The following is a 20126-nucleotide window of genomic DNA, read 5'->3' as shown; positions in this document are numbered from 1 at the left end:
CACGGGGTTTCAGGTGCTTTCTGCTCATGCGCCGCCCTCCACTACCTCGGAAAGCCGGGTCGTCATAATTTTATACAGCTCGGTATTGCTGGGGATAGGGTTGGTAAAGGGCAGAATGACATTCTCAAAAATCAGAAGCCCGGCCCCCGGCTCGGAGTTGTCGATGTACTTCTGGTGGTCGGGGGACAGGTTCAGCCGTTCGGCCAAAATCCTGCGGTCGCCGCTGGCCTGATTGAGCAGGGTAATGAAGTCGCTGTTTTCCAGGATATTTTCGATTTCCGGGGAGGAAAGCAGGTCTTTCACGTTCTGCGTGGCCCCGGTGGGGATGCCGCCCCATTTCCTGAAACGCTTCCAGATTTCAGCGGAATATGCCGCCGTCTGTTCTTCTTTCAGAAGCAAATGGAACTCGTCGGCAAAATACCAAGTCGCCTTTCCCATGCTGCGGTTGGCGGTAACGCGGCCCCAAATCTGATCTTGGACAATGAGCATCCCCAATTTCTTCAACTGCTTGCCCAAATCCTTGATGTCGAAGCACACAAGCCGGTTCTCAATGTCCACATTCGTCCTGTGGTTAAAGACATTCAGGCTGCCGGACACATAGAGGTCAAGGGCCTGCGCCACACGGTCGGCCTCCGGGATATGCTGGGCGGTCAGGGCGGTGTGGAGGTCGGAGAGGACAGGCATCTTCTCCGGGGAGGGGTCTGCCAGGTAGGGCCGGTAGATCACCTGCACGGCCCGGTCGATCACTGTCTTTTCGATAGGCTCCAAACCGTTCTTGCCGCCCATCACCAGCTCGCAGAACGACAGCACGAAGTCGCTTTTCAGCGCCAGCGGGTTTTCGTCCTCGCTGTAATTCAGGTTGATGTCCAACGGGTTCACATAGTCTTTGCTGGTGGGGGACAGCTTGATGACCTGCCCATGAAGCCGCTGTACCAGGGGAAAATACTCGGCCTCCGGGTCGCAAACAAAAATATCGTCCGGGGTGGTGAGGAACACGCTGACGATCTCGGACTTGCAGGACATGGACTTGCCGCTGCCGGGCGTACCCAGCTTTAGCCCGTTGGGACACCGCGCCCGTTTCCTGTCCAGCATTATCATGTTGTGGGTCTTGGCGTTGACGCCGTAGTACATGGCCCCGCCGCCCTGAAAAAGCTCCTGCGTCACAAAGGGGACGAAGATAGCGGAGCTGGACGTGGTAAGGCCCCGCTGGATGTTGATATGGTTCTGCCCCAGGGGGAGAGAGGACATCAAGCCCTGCTCCTGCTGGTCGTCCAGCCGCACCAGGGCACAGTTATATTTCTGCGCCACGCCAGCGGCCCGGAATACCTCGTTGCTCAACTTCCGCTGGGTGTCGGCCATGTTCAGAACAAGGAACGTCACCATGAAAAGGCGCTCGTTCCGGGTCTGCAATTTGGACAAAAGCTGCTTGGCGTCTGTGCCGTAGGTGGCAAGGTCGGAGGGCAGGATGTCCATGTCGTAGCCGGAGCGCACCGCCTTTTTCTGCTCCTGTATCTTCATGGCGTCCAGGTCGGTAATCTTCCGCTTTACCCGCTTGATGGCCTCGGTCTGCTCAATGGCCTGCACATGGAGGTTGACGACGATGCCGTTTTCCGTATTGAGGAAATCCGCCAGCATTTCGTCGGACAGCTCCGGGGCCAGGATTTGCAGAAAGCTCACCGCGCCGTACTTGCCGCTGATGCCGAATACCCGGCTGTTGCCGAAGCGGAGGGAGGACGGGGCGATGAAGTCCTTGGTGGACAGCCCCGCCGTGGGAAGCCATTTCCAGTCGAAGCGGAACAATTCGCCGTCCGGGTGGAAAACGCCATGCAGCACTTCCAGCCGTTCGGCCCCGTCCAGCACACGGGCGGCAGCTCCCATCATTTTGAAGTAGCCCAGCAGGTCGGTTTCAATGCGTTCCAGCCTCGCCCGCACCGCTTTCAGGCTGTCCGCCTCGACGGTGAACGTCAGATACTTGGTCTTGACAATGCCGTTGTTGCCCCTCGTCAACTGCCGCTGTAAGATGCCGGTGTACTCGGCCCGGATGTCGTCGAAGTCGTCCCCCTGCGGGGCGATCTCGAAGCTGCGGGCGTACTGCGCCGGGTCTGTCCTGCGGTTGACAAAGGAAAACTGGACATGGATGGAGGCGTCCACATAGTTATAGAGGTCGCAGAGGTATTCAAAGGTGGCCGTGCGGTCGTCCGGCTGGGCAAGCTGGTAATTGGTATCGGAAAACTCAATGCACTTGGAGAAAGAACGCTGGTTCAGCCTGCAAACGCCGTCCTGATACATGACCTCGTAGGGGATGCTCTCTTGGGCGGTATGGGGCTTGCCGTCGCCCTTATACCTGCGGATGATGGCCTGAATTTCCCGCTTTTCGGAGCGGGACAGCTTTACCGGCCTGCCGCCGTTTTGCTTTCTGGACAACCGCTTTTACCTCCATTTCCATTTGACGCTGCCGCTCCAACACGGCGTAAAGGTTATTGGTCTGATAGGGCCGGACTTTCGGCATAGTGAAGCGGTTGCGGACGATCTGCCCGATCACCACCTCCAACGGCTGGCCGTGCTTCTCGTACAGCCCGAACAGCAGGCCAGGGAGCATGGCGAAGATCATCACCAGGGCGGCGGCGCTGGTGGGAACGCTGCCCCGGAGCATAAAAAAGAGCGGCAAGCCCATCAGGAGCGCCGCGCCGAAGCATACGATCTGCCGTTTCGTCAGGCCGAACAGCATTTTGCTTTTTACATGGGTCAAGTCCTTGGGGACGGACACATAGGCCATAAAATCACCTCCAAATGGAATGGGGCTGTAAAAAAACTCGAAAACTTGAAAATCCAGGGTAGTGAAATTCCGCAGAAGGTTTTCTGAATGAGACCTTCTGCGGAATTTCTTTAACTTTTAGAAAAAGTGCTTTTGGAGAATAGGGAGTTTTTTTACAGCTCCAAATTTTATATATCTTGTTCTACTGCTGCAATTAGTCCCCAAACAAGGGCCTTGGGAAGATAAAATTTATCTGCGTTCCAATCACCAATCATGGTCTGCTCTGTAAAAATTATTGAAGTATTTATGCTGCAACTATGTACCAAACCACACCGCACAACATGATAAATGATTTGCTCCATGTCAACAAAGCCATCATTGTCAGTTTTCAATTCTGGAATTTTGGCATTTACTTTAATTCTAATTCCACTTGCCGAAATACCTGGAAATCCCATTTCGGAAATTGTGCGAAAATGCGTTTTCAAAAATAGTTTATATCTGTTTGTTACCCCCTTATTTGGATATGTGAGTGCCGAACACGCATCTATCGCATTGCAAGTTAGGCAAAGAGCTTCTTCATAAAAGCCCTCTGCGTACAACATTTTAGCTGCTGAAATAAACGATTTGATACTCATATTTCTATCCGTCTCCTTTAATGTATTATAACATACTTAATGCGAAGCGAAAACAGCTTTTGCAATGCTCCCGGTCTTGAACAGGCAGAAGCACAGCAGCACCGTATAGCCCATACAGCCCCATATCGCCCCGGAAACGTCGTCGGAGAGGGCGATGCTCTGCACCAGGACGGCGTAGATGCCCGTCACCACCATAATCAGGAACGCTTGGAAGCCCAGGGCGAACAGGGATTTCAAGTAGCCCTGCCCCATGCCCCGCCATTCGCTGTTGCCGATGGTGGCGAGGGGGATAGGCCCCAGCGAGGTCACGAGATATATTTCAATCATTCTCCCGTAGACCACGAGCATGATGCAGATGGAGAGAATATTCATCGTCAGCCCCACGAAAAGGGACTGGAACCACAGCCCCAGCAGACCGCCGATGTCCATAGCCGAAAGCCGGGTGTCCAGGTCGGTGACAACGCTGGTAATGTCAATGCTGGTATTGCCGATAATCACCCCGGCGCTCTGATTGACGACGCTTTGGGTCAGGTCGAACACGCCCATGACGATGTTCCAGGTATTGGACACGAGAATGATAGCGGCAGCGGATTTGAACACCCAGCGGAACAGCATCCAACTGTCCATGTCGTGCATACTGTTCCGTTCCGCGATCAACTGTATCAGCTCGTAGCACATGATAAGGGCGAGGATAGCCCCGGCGATGGGGACGATCACCGTTTCCGACAGATTGCGGAGCATATTGAACACGCCGCTGTTCCAGTCCTGCGGTGTGGCTCCCACGTCGGCGGCGATCTCGCCCACTTTTCCGTTCACCGTGTCAAAAAGGCCGGTGAGGTTGCTGGTGATGCCGTCGATCAGCACACCCTTGAACCATTCTTCCAGCCAGTCAAGTATCATGGGTCAAGCACCTCCTTTCCCGCGGCCCCCGCCGGGGGCGGGAGGCCGCAAGGGGATTTAGCGGGAAGCATCAGCCCAGCAGGCCGGACAGCAGGGGAACCAGGGTAATGCCGATCAGGGCCACGCCTCCACCGGCGACAAGCTGTTTCATTCCAAAATTGGTGAAACAGCCCACGGCGGGCGGCGGCATCCTCGGTCAGCATCACCCCGGTTCCTCTACTATCCGGGCCTAATGTTGCGGTATTCAGTTATTTCTCGCGGATAATCCTGCGTTTATCCGCCTTATCGTTGAAATTGAAATGGATTTCCACAGTCTGGCGAACAGTCTCGCCGTCTATGTCCTCGTGAATGACGATTTTCTGAACAAGCCTGTTCAGCGTCACAGCGTCCAGCTCTTGAATGTCCGCATAGTCCTTGATGATTTCCAGCCAGCGTGTGCTGTCCTCCTGCTCCTGGGTCTGCTGGGCCAGCCGTTCCCGGTTCAGCATGACACGGTTTTTCAGCGTGGCCTGCTCCGTCTGGCTGTTCTCCAGGATGCGGTTGAAATTGTCCTCGCTGATGCGCTGGGCAATCATGTCCTCATAGACCCGGCTGATGATACGTTCCAGAGCGGTGATGCGTTCGCTGTCCTCGTCAATGCTCCGCTGGATGGCCTCGCGCTCGGCCTGCTCGTCCGCCTGGCAGTTCTCCCGGAGCTGGGCCGCTGCCTCTTGTTCATCGGCAAGGGCCTTTCTCGCACAGGCTCTAATCTGTTCCAGCACGATGTTGTAGAGTGTATTATACTTGATGCGGTGCTGGGTACAGTGGGCCACGCCATACTTGTTGTAGCGGGAACAGGTGTAAATCCGTTCGTTGCCTTTCTGATTGGCCCGGCGGATGTTCAGGGTGCTGCCGCACTGTCCGCACTTTACCAGACCGGCGAACAGACTGAAATTCCCCCATGCGTCCGGGCGCTTCCGGCTCTTGACTTTCTCCTGCACAATGTCGTAAGTATCCCGGTCAATGATGGCCTCGTGCATCCCCTCAACGATAATCCAGTCCTCCCGCTTCTTGTCGCCCATCCAGCCGATTTTGAAACGGTAATTGACCTTTTGAGAGGCAATCGCGCCGATGTAGACCGGGTTTGCCAGAATACCCTGGATAGCAGTGAAGTCCCAGATAAACCGGCCTCGCTCCGGGTTCTCCCGTTCAAACTTGGTTACATGGTCGCGCAATCCCTTTTGCCGGTTCCACCATGCGGGGCAGGGGATTTCTTCATCTTCCAGCCTGCGGCGGATGCGGTTGGGGCCGCTGCCATTCTTCGCCCACTCAAAAATCCTGCGGACGATCCATGCGGTATCCTCGTCAATGAGAAGATGGTTTTTGTCCTCCGGGTCTTTGCGGTAGCCGAAGGGGGCCAGACAGCCGGTAAACTTGCCGGACTTAGCTTTTGTCAGGTAGGACGAATGGACTTTCTTGCTCACATCCCGGCTATACATCTCGTTCAGCAGCGAGCGAAACGGGGTTATCTCATTCTCAACCTCGCTGTCAACAGCGTCGTTCAGAGCGATATACCGTACCTTCTGCCGTGGAAAAAAATCTTCCAGCAGTTGGCCCACCTGCAAATAGTTCCGGCCCAGCCGGGAGAGGTCTTTCGTCAAGACCACATCGAACATTTTCCGCTCAACCGCCGCCAGCATCTTCTGAAAGTCGGGGCGCTCCATGTTCAGGCCGGTGTACCCGTCATCCTGGAAAATCCCTGCCACACGCCAGCCCTGTTCCTCACAGTAGCGGCACAACAATTCCCGCTGGTTCTGGATGCTTGCGCTGGGGCCGCTCAAATCATCGTCCTTGGACAAGCGGCAATAGATAGCTGCTCTCACCTCCTGGGGATAGGGTTCAGCATACACAGTGTCAGTCCTCATTTTTGACCTCCATCCCGCTGTGTATGCCGCGTTTTGGAGTAATTTCATTATACCCTGCCGCACGTCCGGCGTCAAGGGAAAGTTGTGATTTCACAATCTCATTTTTCTGTATGATTAAGTCAATAAAGGCTTGCCTGTCGGTCTGCCTCCCGGCGAACACGGTGCTGACGGTAATAACAGGCTCCTTTGCTTTTGCCATAGGCGGCTCCTTTCAGTCCATCAAATTTTTCAAACGTGCCAGCTTGTCCTGCGCCGTTGCCCTGCGGAAGTTCTCTCCCGAAAAACGGATAGGGGCGCACATTTCCAACAGACGGTCATAGATACGGGCATGGGCGGTGTCCTGGGGGTGTTGCAAGTCCTGGAGGGACAGGTTGGTGGTGACGATCAGCGGCCTGCGGCTGCGGTAGCGGCTGTCAATCACGTTGTAGACCTGCTCTAAACCGTACTCCGTCCCGCGCTCCATGCCGAAGTCGTCAAGGATAAGCAGCGGGGCGCGGCACAGGCGGCTTATGTACTCATTGCGTCCCTCAAAGCTGGCGGTCAGGTCGTTGAGTATCAGGGCAAAGTTCGTCATGCGGACGGCCACTTCCTGCTCCATCAGGGCGTTGGCGATGCAACCGGCGAAGTAGCTTTTGCCAGTACCGACACCGCCCCAAAGCAGATAGCCGATGTTTTCCTCCTGCATGGTGTCCCAATGCTCAACATAGAAACGGGCGTGTTTCATCTGCGGGCATTTGCCGTTGTCGTTGGCAAATGTCCACTCCCTCATAGCGGGGTCGGTAAAGCCTCGGCGTTTCAAATCCGCTACGGCCTGACGGTGACGCCTCGCTTCCTGTTCCGCTGCCTCCCGGTCAAGCCTCTCCTGCTCACAGCGGCAGGGATGGGGGAGCAAGCGGCCCTCCAGCGGCGGGGCCTCCATGCGAAACTGTTTCGGGGTACGGCACTTCCCACAGTACAAAAGGCCGTCCTCGCCAGTGTAGTCCCCCGGTTCCAGCCGGGTCACGGTCATACGCTTGATGATGCTGTCAAAGTCACTCATAGGCTTTCGCCCTCCTTGCACGAATAGTCGGATATGCCGCCCTTACCCTTGCGCCTGTCCTCCTTGGCCCAGCGGCGGATGGTGGCAGCGTGGCTCTTGTAAGTCTTGCCGGTGGAGGCCATATATTCAGACAGCCTTTCGATGTACTCCTGCCAGACGGTGGGGAAGTCGGCCTGCAACTCGGCAACCTCCGCCTCGGTCAGAAAGACGTTCTCATAACGGCCTCGCGCGCGGGCGCACGCGCCCTCTCTCACATCAGGTAATTCACTCAGGTTACTCGTAAGGTTATTAGTGGACAATTTTCTGTCCATCAAAGGGATAGTTTTCTGTCCATCAGGAGGACAATTTTCTGTCCGTCTGAGGGATAATTTTTTGTCCATCAAGCGGACAATATCCTGTCCATCAGGTATCTTTACAAAAATGCGGTTCGGCTGGGACTGGCCCCGCCGTCTGCGCTCAATCAAACCAGCAGTCTCCGGTTCGTTCAATGCGTTCTTGACGGTCATGGGGCTGCGGTCAATGGCGTTGGCAATCTCGACAATGGGAAAAACAATGTAAATCTGGCCACTGGCATCGGCCCAGCCGTTGGCCTGGGAGAGCTGCGCCCTATCCAGCAGGACGGCATAGACCAGCTTGGTAGCCAGTGCCAAATCCGCCTCCATCAGAAAGCGGGGGAAGGGTAGGTAAGGCGGCATTTTTGTGTCTGCTGTCATGTGGTCAGCAATCGTGTTCACCTCCCGATTTGTGGGCCGTTAGAGGGCCGTTTTAGGGGTTCAGAATGGAAACATACAGGTCCCCTATCGAGGGCGGCTTTGAAAGCCTTGATATAAGCGGGTTTTCAGAGGGTACTTTTTCTACGCACCAGCCCTCTTTTTTCTGGCCCAATCCCTTTTGCTCCGCTTGGCCCGTTTCGTGGCACAATCAGGGCAGAACAGAGTGTTGTGCCGGGGCGGGGTAAAAATTCGCTTGCACTCCCGGCAGCGCCGCCGCCCAACAGCCGGGGCCGGTAGCAGGGCGGCGTGCAATTCCCCGTCCAGCGGCAGGACAGCGGCCCGGAACCAGCGGCAGATCAGGGAATAGGAAATGCTCTGCGGGCAGACACATTCCTCCCCATCATCCAGCAGGAGGCAGTTGCCGTCCTGGTAGTTGCAGCAGCTATGTACCAGCCGCTGAACGGTACGAAACTGCGGATAGGTCATGTGGGGTATGCGGTCGCTCATCGCTCCTGTTCCTCCCTGCGCTGGGCCTGGCCCTCCTTGGCAAGCCGGTCGGCGGTCTTTTTCAAAGTCTCAACCGCCTTGATGTCCTCCCGCATGGCCCGCATTTTCAGATAGTCAGCCTCCTTCTCGGCGGTCAGCTTTTGTGACTCGGCCCTCCACGCCTTGGGGGTGATGGCCTCGCCAGAGGCTTTCAGCGTGTCCAGATAGCGAACGGCGGCATCGAACAGGGCAAGGTCGGCGCTGTGCCGTTGCTTGAATTGCTCCCGCTTGGCAGGGGCAACCTTGTCCAGTTTTTGGCGGACGGGCTTGTATTTCTGATACTGTGCCCACATTTCCAGTCGTTCGGTCAGGACGGAAATGCGCCGCTCCGCCTTTACGATTTTGCCGCGCAAGTCGTAATAATCGCCGTTCATAGCAGCAACCTTGTCAAACAATTCCGGCATGGATTTGATGCCGTTCTCCATCAGAAAATTGAAAAGTTTTGCGTCCGATTTGAGTGCTTTAACCTTGCCATAGCGGGAAGTCGGAGCGGTGTCCTGCCTCGCCTGAAAAAGAAAATCCATGATACTCTCCCGGCCATGGGGCTGGGCCGACTGCTCTTTGCTCCAGTTGTAAAGGCGGGTGATGCGGGCTTTGATTTCTTTCAGCAGTTTGTTGTCAGCGGCGATTTCCCGGTTGATATTGCCTTTCTCCGTCTGGATGCCCCGATGTTCCATCTGGCTGGCGGCAGGCCCCATGTGAACGCTTGGGATTTTATCAACGCCCTGGCGCTTATAGCTGCGGTGGTCGATGCGCTCCGGCCTGCCTGCGGCCTCTAAAGCCCGGTTGGTGTAAGCCGCCCACGCCGCCCTCCACTTCTCGGCGTTCTCCCGCCGGTTCCAGTCAGTGGTGTCCTCCCGATGGCTTTTCCAGCCGCCTTTGCCGTCCGGGATGCGCTGGCCCTGGCCGTCCAGATCGTAAACCTTGCGGCACTTTGCGCCCCACGTCCCATCTTCTTTCAGCGGACGGATGGTGAGCATGATATGAGCGTGAGGGTTGCCGGTTCCCTTGTCATGGATGGCGAAGTCAGCGCACATCCCGGCATCAACAAAATTGTCTTTCACGAAGGAGCGGACAAGGGCAAGCTGCTCCGCCCTGGACAGTTCAATAGGCAAGGCCACTTCAATTTCCCTGGCAAGCTGGGCGGTGCTGGATTTCTCGATTTGCTCGACGCTGTTCCAGAGAGTGGAGCGGTCTGCAAACTCCGGCGGGGCGTGAGAGGGCAACATGATTTCTGTATGGACAACGCCGCCCTTGCGGGTGTAGTCGTGGGTCATGCCGTCCCACTCGTTCACCAGCTTTTCACCGCTCCGGTAGGCGGCAGCGGCCACGGCGGACTTGCCCTGGCTCCGTTGAATTATCTGGATAGGACAATGAAAAATTGCCGTAAAAACGCACCTCCTTTCAGTGCTGGATATTGGCCCCGCCGGAAAGTGACAGACGCGCAGCGGGTGTCACTTTCTGGCGGGGGTGCGGGGGTTTGGGGGTGTCAACCCCCATCGCGTCCGAAGGACGCAACAGCCCCCGGCAGGGCGCACGACACCGGGACGGTGTATAAGTGCGCCATTCGGACTGGGGATTACTTCTCACCCCCAGTTTCCGGTGGTTTTTCTGCAAGTTCCCTCGCTCCCGGCAGACGGGACAGGGCAATCAAAAATGCCTTGACTTCCTCACCCTCCATATCAACGACAGCGGGAAAGACGGCCTCCAAAATAGCGCCTCGGCCAATCAGCCGGTGCGTCCTCGCCCGGTGTTCCTCACTCCGTTTTCGGTTCAGCAAAATCTTCTGTCGGTTCCGCAACTGGCCGATTTTCTTTTCGACCTCCTGTTCCTCCTGGGGCTTGCCCATAGCTGTCAATCCTCCTTTTCCAGCCAGCCATTTTTGGCAAAAATCTTCTGTAATTTTTTGAGTGCGCCGGTCACGCTGTCACAGGCACAGCTTCCGCTGATGCCCTCGTCCGCCGCAATCTCTCGAAACTTTTTCTTCAAGGCATACCGGGCATAGAGCCGCCGCGCCTGGGTGGGGGACAGGTGAGTGATAGCCTCCGCTAAATGCTCCAACAGCAGTTCTTCAGCGGCCTCGTCGATTTCCCGAATAATCAAATCCTCCGGGGACTGTACCAAAAACATGGCGTGGTTCTCGATGCCGGGGCTGCAATCTATGGAATAAACGTGATAGTAACTTTTCCGGCCCTCCTGCCGGTTCTCGTAGAGCCGACATTCCTCCATAACGGCGGCAACCTCGTCCGGCACTTCCACAAACGTGTCCTTTGTGTAGAGCGGGTAGTAGTGCTTGCGTAAATTGATGATTGCCATGCCGCCCTCACTTTCCTTGGAGGTGGTCTGCGTAGTAGCGGCGGAGGTTGCACAGGCCACGGCGGATAGACAGACACACGTTGCTATTGTGGACGCGCTCCCGGTCTGCGATCTGCTGCTGGGTCAGCCCGCCCAGGTAGTAGGCACAGAGACGGCGGGCCTGGGTGGGGGTGGCGTAGGCCAGAGCCTCCCGCAAAGCAGCGGCCAGCCGGTCATGCTCGGCCCGTTCCTCGGCCAGCATGACAAGCTGCTCCGGGGAGGGGCTGTGTTCCAGCGCATAGTTCTCCATCCAGTCGAAAGCGTCCAGCGAGTAATAGGCCCGGTGATACCGTTTGCGGCGCTCATAGTTCCGCATCTCCCGGACAGACTGGCACAGCACGTCAAAGACTTCCTCGCTGACCTCCACCAGCTTGTCCTGCTCATAGTGGGGGTAGTAGAGCCGCAAATTGATGACTTTCATTTTGACCTCCTAAATGACGGGAGGGACAAGCAGCCGAAACTGCTTGTCCCTCCCGGTGATGGAGCAAATGCCCCTCACCTTATAGCCCACTTAGGAGGTCTACCGACAAGGTGTTTACCGAAAGATTTTGAAAAACTTTTTGCGGACGGCCTCAATGCTCAACTGCACAGCCTGTTTCGAGCATCCGCACATTTCCCCAATCTCGGCACAATTAAAATCGTACAGCGCATAGAGCAAGAACCGCTCCCGCTGGGTATCGGTGCAAAGTGCCAGCACTGCCAGAATTTCATCCAGCGTTTCCCGCTGGCAGACCAATTCTTCCGGGGTGGCGCAATAGGGCAAGCGGCCCTCGGTAGCGATTATGTACTCGTCACACTCGCGCCCATCCCAATACCGTTGACGCTCCCGGTAGAGTTTCCGATTGTTCCGCTTGGCCTGTTCCAGATAGTCAGCAACCTCGGCGCTGACCTCAACGGACATGAACCGCCCGTTGATTTTGATGGTAATTTCCATCGTCCTTTCCTCCGTTCAGATTTTTGAGGTCTGAACGGAGGGGGGCGGAGAGCGGCAGCGAGGCTGGCATCGCTGGCCCAGAAACAGAAAAGCGCCCGCATGGTGCAAGACCATTCGGGCGCGGGACATAACAGTATGAGCCGTCAGAAAACGACTATTTTCGCAAACATGGGTAGGGGATGCCGCTACGGGAGGCAGGCTTTTTTTGACAAGTGCCTATCCACCTTTATCTGCATAGCGGCATCCTCCTATATACCGCCTTTGAATACAAAAATGACGGCTTTCGATTTCTCAAAAGCCGTCATTTCAGAGCGTGACAAGTTGTGCTGTACGACGGCTTTTTTTCTTTTGCCGTCGTCCGGCAGATCAATTCTTTTATTCAACCGCTTCAATAGAATTCACAATACTCATTTTGCTAATTTTTCTCAATGGAATACACGTTGCCAGTAAACAGGCTCCAATCGCAAAAACTGTTGCCTCTGCAATCGGGATAATGGGAATAGTAACTAACTGAATAACATCTGTTGTTGCGGCCTCTACGAAAATAGTGCAAATATATCCGGCTACGCTTCCAATCACTGCCGCAAATAAGCCGTAATAGGCTCCTTCCCATAAGAACACTTTGAACAAACTTTCTGTACTCATACCAATGGCGCGCTGCATACCAATTTCCGCAATACGGGTATGGATATTTGTATAGACAGTATTGATGATGTTCAGCAAACCAATCAGAGCGACAAACAAAATCAGTCCCCAGGCCAGTAATCGAATTTGCTCGAAACTCTCTGTAAGCTGGCGGTCTGTCTGCTCATAAGATATAACTGTACTGCCAGGAAACCGTTGGCATAACTGGTCTAATACTTCGTCAAATGCGTCCCGATCAGCATCTGCCGATAGGATTGGCCGCAGTTCCGCGTAAGTCTCAATCCCGGTAAGTTGAGGGTATAGACGATCACTAACCAAGACTTGAACACCGTTTGTAAATCCGTTATTGCCTACGCTAAAATAAGTGTCATACCCATCAAGCGATAACAATACCAAAAATTCTTTTCCCGCAACAGTGATGTGTGTGCCTGCCTCGATTTGGGTAGTGCCAATTTGTTCCTCTCCAACCTGTACGGGAATTGGATTGCGTATCACACAGCCTTCTCCGGCTTTCAACTGCTCCATCTGCTCCGGCGATAGGCGCTGTGCGAACTCATCCTCTATCCAGCGGTCATTCAAGCCAACGATTTGAAAGCATTCACTAACACCTAAAGTAATGCTGGTTTCTATGCCAATGGGGTGGTACTGTTCATCCAAGGGGTAGAGTGAAAACTGCTCTGCTGCCACAGCGGATACATTTTCATTTGCCTCCAGTGCGGCAAGTTCACTGGAAGAAATGCCGCCGTATTCATTTACAACCGAGTAATCGCCAAGATGATCTGGCATTGCGGAAGAAGCATCCAGTAAAGAACTGAAACTTTGTAATGCGATAAAGACCGTAATGCTCATAACCAAGGACAAAATCGTAATTGCCGTGCGTCCACGGTTACGCTTTAGATTAAGCCGGGCATAAAATGCCTCGAAATTACGGATTTTCTTCGTTTTCCGATTTCTCCGTTTGATTTTGATACTTCGTCCCGCCATAGCCACGGTAGGAGATACTTTTGCGGCATATTGAGCTGCCGGGATGGCTGCTACAAACGCAAAAAATAGTGTAATGAGCGCACTTGCCAACAGGAAAATGCCTTTGCCAGAGTTGCTTTCTGCAATCAGAAGATTTAATTCATCTCTGTTCTGCACCAAAAAAATTTCTGGAGAAACCAAGCTGGTTGCGGCAGTCAGGATTCCTTTTGCTGACAGAGTTCCCAGCAGAAGTCCAATCGGAATACCAATCACACAGAGCAAAAGCACTTGACCCGTCACAAGGAAATAGAGTTGTCGTTTCTCTCCACCAATGGCTCGCAAAGTTCCGTACTGCTTGATTCGCTGTACTACTGCGATTTTCAAGATATTATAGATCACCAATCCCGCCGCCAACAGAAGCAACAGTCCGACCATGATCCCCGCTACCAGCATAAGGGAGAATCCTTGGCTGGATGTATCAGACCCACCAGCATCATAGCTGATACCCAAAGCGTCCAGATAGGGGACATTATATAGAGTATCCAATTCATGGACACCCAGTGTAGAAATCAGGTCATTCACAGTCTCTTGAAACGTATTTTTATCGGTTGTCCGAATATCCACATTGTAGTAGAGATAGTTCTCCGGCAACAGCGTTGCTGCCGTTCCCTTGCCCACCACGCCGGTGACGCCGCCAGAGATATAATTCAGATAATTGCTCTCCAAGATGCCTACCAATGTAAAGTCCGCAGTAAAATCATAAGAGTAAATCTCAATACTGTGACGGAGGGCCTTTGATAGTGAGAGTGATACCGGATCGCCCAAATTACCTTCAAGACCGAGGTGTTGCAGCACATCCTCCGGTAACGCTATTTCCATAGGTGCTTCCGGCAACCGGCCTTCCTTTAGTCGGGAGATTGTAGGATAGATTGCGGCAACATCTTCCTGATATTCATTCAGCCCCAAGGAAAGGGACGGATTAAGCTCCGTTGTTCCCAAAGTGACATATTCTCCAACAAAAGACAATCGCGAGTCATTTTGTAAAGCCGCAACCTGTTCTTGATTCATCTGCAAAAATGTTGCATAGCGATTGCCACCCAAAGTAATGGCCTGCTGCTGGCGCATGGCAGACAGTACCCCGGCAGATTGTCCAATTACCGCCGTCATCATAGTTGAAAGGACAATGGCAATTAGAATCAGGGTAAAGGTCATCTTTTGCGCCTTGATTTCTTTGAGTGCCAATGCACGATAGGACTTCATTTCGCTGTCACCTCCGAAAGAACGCCATCCACGATTACAAACTGGCGGTCGGCCATCTGCGCCACTCGGCTGTCATGGGTAATGACAACCAGCTTTGTCCCCATCTTTTTCCAAATATTTTGCAGTAGCTCCATCACCTCACTGCCGCTTTTGCTGTCCAGATTTCCGGTCGGCTCGTCTGCAAAGACAATATCGGGCCGGGCAATCAGCGCACGGGCAATCGCCACACGCTGCTGCTGTCCGCCGGAAAGTTCGTGGGGCAAGTGGGTCAGGCGGTCATGGATGCCAAGCATCTGCGAAAGCTGCTCCAAATACGCTTCATCCGGCTGTTTCTTATCCAGAAGCAGGGGCATGATAATGTTCTCTTTTGCCGTCAAGACAGGCAAAAGATTAAATTGCTGGAAGATGAAACCGATGCGCTGGCGGCGAAAGCTGGACAGTTCCTTATCGCTGAAACTGTAAATGTCTTTGCCGTCATAAGTCAGGGTGCCGGAGGTCGGCCTGTCCAACCCGGACAAAAGATGGAGAAGTGTGCTTTTGCCGCTGCCCGACGGCCCCATGATGGAAATGAAATCACTCACATCAATTTCCAGATTGACCTTGTCTAAAGCGACGATCTGGTTTTCACCGCTGCCATAAACTTTGGATAAATCTTTGGCTTCAATTCTCATAAAAAAGCCCTCCTTATCGTTGATAAGGAGAGCTTACAACACAAATCTCAAGAAACGCTCAAGGTTTGAAATTTATTTGAATGGATGCGGTAGTAATCGCACCGGCTGGACTGTTCTCCAGCCGGAGGTTTCCTCCATGCTTTTGACACAGGAGGCTGCTGCTATACAATCCCATGCCAAAATGTTCAGAGTTTTCTTCCACTTTCCCAAAAGGTTTTGGCCCGCTTTTGATCAGTCCAGCAGGAAAGCCGGGGCCATCGTCTACAACCGAAAGGAACAGGATGTCTTTCTCTATGGCAAGAGTGATTTCTACTTTTGTTCGAGCAAAGCGCGCTGCATTTCCAATCAGATTTTCCGCCACATTCAGGAATATTCCGTGGTCAATTTGGAGCGCCCCCATGTCTGGCACAGAAAGCGCAATATCCAAAGCAGGGGCAAATAATCTGGCTGTTTCCTCCAACTCCGTCCGCAAAGTGCGGGCGACAACTTCACTGACCCGCACAGGCATCTGCTCTATTCGCTGGATACTGCTCATAGCCTCTACATACTGTTCGATTCTTAAAGTATAGCTTTCCAGGCGGTCAATGGCCTGTTCATCCGCCGTACCGTTCCGCAGCAATTTCAAGCTGCCTTTCAAGACTGTAATAGGGTTTCGCAGATCATGGGCAAATGCGGCATTCAGCCGTTTGCGTTCCTCGGCCTGCCGCCATAACGCTTGATTTGTTTTCAAGAGTTCAAGCCGCATGGTTTCAAAGGCCGCACAAATTTGTCCAAGTTCGTCTGTTGATACTGCCGGAATGGAGAAATCGAGGTCGTTTGCTCTGATATGTTCCGTACCAGCCTGCAAGAGCTTAATCGGCTTTTTCAGCTTGATACGATAGAATAAGACGGCGGCAACTCCTAAGCCGCTGACAGGGAGTATAATGCAGGACAGCCATTGAAAATACGTCAGCAGGGTTATCACGCGTTGTTGGGCTGTTGTCGGCTGTTCCAGAGGTATTATAACACCATCTGACCCTATTTCGATACCGCCGGGAGGATAGCCGCTTTTTATCGTGCTGCATATGAAAAACACCAATAAGACCAACAACAGAGAAAGCAGTATGCACCATACGGATAGAAAGAAAAATGACTTCTTCAAACCCATATTCTTTAGGCGTTCCATTTGTAACCACACCCCCAAACTGTTTCAATGTAGCTATGAAGTGTATGCGCCGCCAGCTTTGCCCGGATTTTCCGAATATGCTCCATAACGGTATCGCTGTTTCCGTCCCCGTCAATCCCCCATACCGCTTCATAAATCCGTTCCCGGTCAAATACCTGCCCCGTGTTCAAAGAAAGCAGCTCCAATATATCAAATTCCCGCTTGGACAGTATGACAGGTTCATTATGAATCGTCACAGTTCGGGCAGAGTAATCAACTGCAAGTTCTCCAAAGAAACGTACTATGGATTGGTTGTGCCGCCGCTGCTCCCTCCGCAAATGGGCGGCGATCCTTGCCGCCAGTTCGTCCAGGTCAACAGGCTTCACGATATAATCATCGGCCCCAGCCTGAAAGCCGTTGATCTTGTCAGTGGATTCAATACGGGCCGTCAGGAACAGAATTGGACAGGCAATGTGTTCCCGGATGATCTGGCAGACGGTCAGGCCGTCTATTCCCGGCATATTGATGTCCAGCAAGATTAAATCCGGCTGCATTTCCGCTTTTTGTATTGCTTCTTCTCCGCTATAAGCGGTCAAAACTTCATATTGTGGAGAAAAGTAGGCTTTCATCGTGTCAACAATGCCGCGTTCATCATCCACAATCAATATTCTTTCTTTCAGCTTTGACACCTCCTCGGTGTGCATTGCACTTATCTTATCATGCAAATCTCAAGAAATTCTCAAGAACAGTGAGTTGCCCTTTCTCACTTATGGGTCATCATCCGGCACAAGCGCAATCACATCAGAAATGTCACAATTCAGCGTTTCGCAAATCTTGATAAGGGTGGGCATGGAGATATGCTCCCCCTTGCCCATGTTGGCGATATGGTTCGTTGTCAAATGCGCCTGAAGCCGTAAATCTTTCTTGCTCATGTTCTTGTCGATTAGTGTTTTCCAGAGCGGTTTATAGCTGATTTTCATATCCTATTCCACCTTTCCGGGCTGGGGACAGCAGGAGCGACCCCGGCCCTATGGCCTTTCAATCATTATACCGCCCTCATTGAGAAAACACAATGCACTGTTGCAATTCTTCTCCAAAAACTGCGGCATACACAACGCATTTGTCTTTACATCAATTTAGGTATCAAGTGCTTGACGCCCTGCGATTTGGAACCGGGGTTGTCCTGCCCGTAGCCCTCCAGGAGATTGATGCCGCCCCACACGCACAGGCCGCCGCCCAAGGCGACAACGAGGGTCTGCAAAACTTCGATCGCGCTGTTAAAAAACTCCATAAATTTACCTCCATAATTTCAGAAATGTTGTTGTTGAATTTACCGCCTCATTCTTCGGCGGCGTCGGCTTCGCCGGTTTCTTCGTCCGACAGGTCGATTTCGTAGAAGTCAAAGACTTCCTCCTGCGTCACCACCTGCCGCTGCCTGCGGCGCATGGCGGCAAGATACCCGTCCACGTCAAAAGCGTTCTTCTTGTCGGCATCGGAGAGGTATTTGTACTGCGGATGCCGAGTGATGTCGTATTTCTCGCTGAAAAAGGGACGCACACCCCGCACCTGCAAAATACACTTTCCGCCGTCCATCACGGCGATTTCGTCTTGGCTCATCAACTCCTTTCCCAATTTTTGATAATTCAGTCCGTGGGAGGTCTGGCTGCCCCGGTTCTCCGATGTGTTGTAGCTGTCAATGGTTTCCCGGCCCAGCGCGTCGGAGATTTCCTTGGCGTTTTTCCCCCGCCCGCTCAAAAATAAAGTACAGTCGCAGTTGTCGCTGATGATGTCAGCGGCGTCCTTGTAGATGCTTTTCAACTGCGATTGACTTTGCAAAATAATAGAAGCCGAGATTTCCCGGCTTCGGATGGTGGCGATCAGCTTGTCAAAGTTGGGTATCTGCCCGATGTTGGCGAACTCGTCCAGTATCAGACGCACATGGACAGGAAGCCTCCCACCGTACACATCATCGGCCCGGTCGCACAGCAGATTGATAAGCTGGCTTTGCAGCATCGCCAGTATGAAATTGAATGTCGTGTCTGTGTCGCTCATAATCAGGAACAGCGCCGTTTTGCGGTCGCCCAGGGTGTCCAGTTCCATTTCGTCGGTTTCCATCAGCTCACGGACTTCCCGGATGTCAAAGGGCGCTAATCTGGCCCCGCAGGAGATCAAGATCGAGGAACGAGTTTTGCCAGCCGAAAGCAGAAACTTTTGATATTGTCGGACGGCGAAATGCTCCGGCTCCTTTTCTGCCAGCCGTGCGAACATTTCATCCACGGGGCTTTGAAATTCGGCGTCGTCCTCTCTTGCCTCGGAAGCGTTAATCATTTCAAGCAGGGTGGTAAAGTTTTTCTCGTTCTCCGGGGCCTCGTACCAGATATAGCCGATCAGGGCGGTATAGAAAAGCCGTTCTGACTTCACCCAAAAATCCTCGGCGGATTTTTCCCCGTCGCCTTTGGTGTTGGCGATGATGGTGTTTACCAGCTTCAAAATATCCTTTTCGCTGTGCAGGTAAGCGAACGGGTTATACCGCATGGATTTGGAAAAATTGATGGTATTCAGCACTTTTATCTTATATCCGCCCCGCCTTAAAAGCTGGCCCACCTCGATCAAGAGGCTGCCTTTCGGGTCTGTGACAACATAGCTGCTGTGCATTTGCATAAGCGACGGTTTGACGAAAAACCTTGTCTTGCCGCTGCCGGAACCGCCGATCACCAGCACATTTTTGTTCCGGGCGGTCTTGGGGGCTTTGGGCCTACCGTTCATCGTCAGCCGTTCGGTCTGCGTGAGCAGGATGTTGTTTTCAAATACGGGGTCGATATACGGGGCTATATCTTTTGGCCCGCCCCAACGGGCGCTGCCGTACTCCATGCCGTGGCGGTATTTCTTGGCGTTTTTGCCTTTCAGGTACACCGCCAGCCGCACCAGCACAGCGCCCCCGATGCCGATACACAGGTCAAAGGGGTGGAAGCTGGGCAGGCCGTTGGCAAACGCCGCCGCCAGGCTGTCCATGAAGTGGAGCATCTTTTGGGAGGCATCCGCCCCCGCCGCCAGCCGCCACGCCTCGCCCATCTTGCCGAACAGCCACACGAACAACAGATATGGCAAATTCGTGATGATGATTTTCTTTACATCCGGCTTCTCAGCTCCATCCCCCTTTCCCTGATTTTCTCCTTGGCCCGCTGGACATTCCGGCCAGCCGCTTCCCGCAGGACGGACAGCGCCTTGCGGATGGAGGGCTTGGCCTCCCGCAACAGCTTCTTAGCGGTGAACTCCTTGAAAGCCTGTTCCAGATTGTCGGCGTCCCGGCTCTTAAAGATCACGATGTAGTGGGGCGGCTGGGTGGTTTTGTCCTTTCGCAAAGTGAAGTCCACGCCGTATTTCTTGGCGCATGGCTTGAAAGCGGCGATGTTGGCGTCGGTGATCTCAATGTTGGACAGCGCCGCCCCGTGCTGCTTCAACTGCTTTAGGCTCTGCTGGCCCTGATGGAGCTTGGGGCCGTGCTTCTGGGCCTCCAAAAACTTTTTCAGGGCCATTTGTAGCACTTGGGCCGTCAGCTTCCCGGTTTTCATGGATAACGCGATGGTCTTTTGAGTAACTTCCTCCTGCAAGCGTCATACCTCCTTTGCCAGAAGTCGAAAAGGGCGGCTACGGTGGAACCA

At 53.4% G+C, this 20126-nt stretch carries 21 protein-coding genes and 2 pseudogenes; all 23 read right to left on the bottom strand.

Going from position 1 to position 20126, the window contains the following annotated elements; translation table 11 throughout:
* Window positions 1-24 precede the first annotated feature (24 nt).
* Complete coding sequence (locus tag C816_RS05225; RefSeq protein WP_016321377.1) at window positions 25-2424, bottom strand: VirB4-like conjugal transfer ATPase, CD1110 family; 2400 nt, start codon at window positions 2422-2424, stop codon at window positions 25-27.
* Window positions 2339-2776: a PrgI family protein gene (locus tag C816_RS24195; RefSeq protein ID WP_040654646.1), complete on the bottom strand. Its 438-nt coding sequence runs from the start codon at window positions 2774-2776 to the stop codon at window positions 2339-2341. The genes C816_RS05225 and C816_RS24195 overlap by 86 nt, the downstream gene beginning before the upstream one ends.
* A gap of 167 nt (window positions 2777-2943) precedes the next feature.
* Complete coding sequence (locus C816_RS05215) at window positions 2944-3390, bottom strand: hypothetical protein (RefSeq protein ID WP_040654644.1); 447 nt, start codon at window positions 3388-3390, stop codon at window positions 2944-2946.
* A gap of 36 nt (window positions 3391-3426) precedes the next feature.
* Window positions 3427-4290: a VirB6/TrbL-like conjugal transfer protein, CD1112 family gene (locus C816_RS05210; RefSeq protein ID WP_016321375.1), complete on the bottom strand. Its 864-nt coding sequence runs from the start codon at window positions 4288-4290 to the stop codon at window positions 3427-3429.
* A gap of 70 nt (window positions 4291-4360) precedes the next feature.
* Window positions 4361-4444, bottom strand: a pseudogene (locus tag C816_RS22430) (Maff2 family mobile element protein); the annotation flags it as partial.
* Between the two features lie 94 nt (window positions 4445-4538).
* Window positions 4539-6194 carry a recombinase family protein gene (locus C816_RS05205; protein ID WP_016321374.1) on the bottom strand — a complete coding sequence of 552 codons (1656 nt, stop codon included), beginning with the start codon at window positions 6192-6194 and terminating at the stop codon, window positions 4539-4541.
* Window positions 6184-6393: a hypothetical protein gene (locus tag C816_RS05200; RefSeq protein WP_016321373.1), complete on the bottom strand. Its 210-nt coding sequence runs from the start codon at window positions 6391-6393 to the stop codon at window positions 6184-6186. Before C816_RS05200 ends, C816_RS05205 begins: the two co-directional genes overlap by 11 nt.
* A gap of 12 nt (window positions 6394-6405) precedes the next feature.
* Complete coding sequence (locus C816_RS05195; protein ID WP_016321372.1) at window positions 6406-7233, bottom strand: ATP-binding protein; 828 nt, start codon at window positions 7231-7233, stop codon at window positions 6406-6408.
* Window positions 7230-7928, bottom strand: a complete 699-nt coding sequence (locus tag C816_RS05190; protein WP_016321371.1) for a replication initiator protein A — start codon at window positions 7926-7928, stop codon at window positions 7230-7232. The genes C816_RS05195 and C816_RS05190 overlap by 4 nt, the downstream gene beginning before the upstream one ends.
* 159 nt (window positions 7929-8087) lie before the next feature.
* Window positions 8088-8453, bottom strand: a complete 366-nt coding sequence (locus C816_RS05185; RefSeq protein WP_016321370.1) for a cysteine-rich VLP domain-containing protein — start codon at window positions 8451-8453, stop codon at window positions 8088-8090.
* Entirely contained in the window at window positions 8450-9823 is a 1374-nt protein-coding gene (gene mobQ, locus C816_RS05180; protein ID WP_016321369.1) for a MobQ family relaxase, read from the bottom strand. Before mobQ ends, C816_RS05185 begins: the two co-directional genes overlap by 4 nt.
* A gap of 248 nt (window positions 9824-10071) precedes the next feature.
* Window positions 10072-10341: a DUF3847 domain-containing protein gene (locus C816_RS05175; RefSeq protein WP_016321368.1), complete on the bottom strand. Its 270-nt coding sequence runs from the start codon at window positions 10339-10341 to the stop codon at window positions 10072-10074.
* A gap of 5 nt (window positions 10342-10346) precedes the next feature.
* Window positions 10347-10868 (bottom strand): sigma-70 family RNA polymerase sigma factor, encoded by a 522-nt coding sequence (locus tag C816_RS05170; RefSeq protein ID WP_242832113.1) that lies wholly within the window; start codon window positions 10866-10868, stop codon window positions 10347-10349.
* Window positions 10816-11268, bottom strand: coding sequence for a hypothetical protein (locus tag C816_RS05165; RefSeq protein WP_016321366.1), 453 nt, complete (start codon window positions 11266-11268; stop codon window positions 10816-10818). Before C816_RS05165 ends, C816_RS05170 begins: the two co-directional genes overlap by 53 nt.
* A gap of 114 nt (window positions 11269-11382) precedes the next feature.
* Window positions 11383-11781 carry an RNA polymerase sigma factor gene (locus tag C816_RS05160; RefSeq protein ID WP_016321365.1) on the bottom strand — a complete coding sequence of 133 codons (399 nt, stop codon included), beginning with the start codon at window positions 11779-11781 and terminating at the stop codon, window positions 11383-11385.
* Between the two features lie 375 nt (window positions 11782-12156).
* The gene (locus C816_RS05155; RefSeq protein ID WP_016321364.1) at window positions 12157-14649 is read right to left on the bottom strand and encodes an ABC transporter permease; all 2493 of its coding nucleotides are present in this window, start codon (window positions 14647-14649) and stop codon (window positions 12157-12159) included.
* Window positions 14646-15320 (bottom strand): ABC transporter ATP-binding protein, encoded by a 675-nt coding sequence (locus C816_RS05150; RefSeq protein WP_016321363.1) that lies wholly within the window; start codon window positions 15318-15320, stop codon window positions 14646-14648. The genes C816_RS05155 and C816_RS05150 overlap by 4 nt, the downstream gene beginning before the upstream one ends.
* A 58-nt stretch (window positions 15321-15378) precedes the next feature.
* Entirely contained in the window at window positions 15379-16467 is a 1089-nt protein-coding gene (locus C816_RS05145; RefSeq protein ID WP_040654937.1) for a sensor histidine kinase, read from the bottom strand.
* Between the two features lie 5 nt (window positions 16468-16472).
* Window positions 16473-17168 carry a response regulator transcription factor gene (locus C816_RS05140; protein WP_016321361.1) on the bottom strand — a complete coding sequence of 232 codons (696 nt, stop codon included), beginning with the start codon at window positions 17166-17168 and terminating at the stop codon, window positions 16473-16475.
* Between the two features lie 63 nt (window positions 17169-17231).
* The gene (locus C816_RS05135; RefSeq protein WP_016317107.1) at window positions 17232-17444 is read right to left on the bottom strand and encodes a helix-turn-helix domain-containing protein; all 213 of its coding nucleotides are present in this window, start codon (window positions 17442-17444) and stop codon (window positions 17232-17234) included.
* Between the two features lie 161 nt (window positions 17445-17605).
* Window positions 17606-17755, bottom strand: a pseudogene (locus C816_RS22425) (Maff2 family mobile element protein); the annotation flags it as partial.
* A 47-nt stretch (window positions 17756-17802) separates the two neighbouring features.
* Entirely contained in the window at window positions 17803-19581 is a 1779-nt protein-coding gene (locus C816_RS05125) for a VirD4-like conjugal transfer protein, CD1115 family (RefSeq protein WP_242832138.1), read from the bottom strand.
* Window positions 19582-19592: 11 nt separating this feature from the next.
* Entirely contained in the window at window positions 19593-20075 is a 483-nt protein-coding gene (locus C816_RS05120) for a PcfB family protein (protein ID WP_016321358.1), read from the bottom strand.
* Window positions 20076-20126 lie beyond the last annotated feature (51 nt).

Origin of the sequence: Oscillibacter sp. 1-3, from assembly GCF_000403435.2 — a bacterium.
GTDB lineage: Bacteria > Bacillota > Clostridia > Oscillospirales > Oscillospiraceae > Oscillibacter.
This window is presented reverse-complemented; position numbering and strand designations above follow the sequence as displayed.

Excerpts from the sequence above, each read along its gene's own strand:
- C816_RS24195 (WP_040654646.1), bottom strand. The coding sequence starts at position 2,776 with ATGGCCTATGTGTCCGTCCCCAAGGACTTGACCCATGTAAAAAGCAAA.
- C816_RS05215 (WP_040654644.1), bottom strand. The coding sequence starts at position 3,390 with ATGAGTATCAAATCGTTTATTTCAGCAGCTAAAATGTTGTACGCAGAG.
- C816_RS05210 (WP_016321375.1), bottom strand. The coding sequence starts at position 4,290 with ATGATACTTGACTGGCTGGAAGAATGGTTCAAGGGTGTGCTGATCGAC.
- C816_RS05205 (WP_016321374.1), bottom strand. The coding sequence starts at position 6,194 with ATGAGGACTGACACTGTGTATGCTGAACCCTATCCCCAGGAGGTGAGA.
- C816_RS05200 (WP_016321373.1), bottom strand. The coding sequence starts at position 6,393 with ATGGCAAAAGCAAAGGAGCCTGTTATTACCGTCAGCACCGTGTTCGCC.
- C816_RS05195 (WP_016321372.1), bottom strand. The coding sequence starts at position 7,233 with ATGAGTGACTTTGACAGCATCATCAAGCGTATGACCGTGACCCGGCTG.
- C816_RS05190 (WP_016321371.1), bottom strand. The coding sequence starts at position 7,928 with ATGCCGCCTTACCTACCCTTCCCCCGCTTTCTGATGGAGGCGGATTTG.
- C816_RS05185 (WP_016321370.1), bottom strand. The coding sequence starts at position 8,453 with ATGAGCGACCGCATACCCCACATGACCTATCCGCAGTTTCGTACCGTT.
- C816_RS05175 (WP_016321368.1), bottom strand. The coding sequence starts at position 10,341 with ATGGGCAAGCCCCAGGAGGAACAGGAGGTCGAAAAGAAAATCGGCCAG.
- C816_RS05165 (WP_016321366.1), bottom strand. The coding sequence starts at position 11,268 with ATGAAAGTCATCAATTTGCGGCTCTACTACCCCCACTATGAGCAGGAC.
- C816_RS05160 (WP_016321365.1), bottom strand. The coding sequence starts at position 11,781 with ATGGAAATTACCATCAAAATCAACGGGCGGTTCATGTCCGTTGAGGTC.
- C816_RS05155 (WP_016321364.1), bottom strand. The coding sequence starts at position 14,649 with ATGAAGTCCTATCGTGCATTGGCACTCAAAGAAATCAAGGCGCAAAAG.
- C816_RS05150 (WP_016321363.1), bottom strand. The coding sequence starts at position 15,320 with ATGAGAATTGAAGCCAAAGATTTATCCAAAGTTTATGGCAGCGGTGAA.
- C816_RS05145 (WP_040654937.1), bottom strand. The coding sequence starts at position 16,467 with ATGGGTTTGAAGAAGTCATTTTTCTTTCTATCCGTATGGTGCATACTG.
- C816_RS05140 (WP_016321361.1), bottom strand. The coding sequence starts at position 17,168 with ATGCACACCGAGGAGGTGTCAAAGCTGAAAGAAAGAATATTGATTGTG.
- C816_RS05135 (WP_016317107.1), bottom strand. The coding sequence starts at position 17,444 with ATGAAAATCAGCTATAAACCGCTCTGGAAAACACTAATCGACAAGAAC.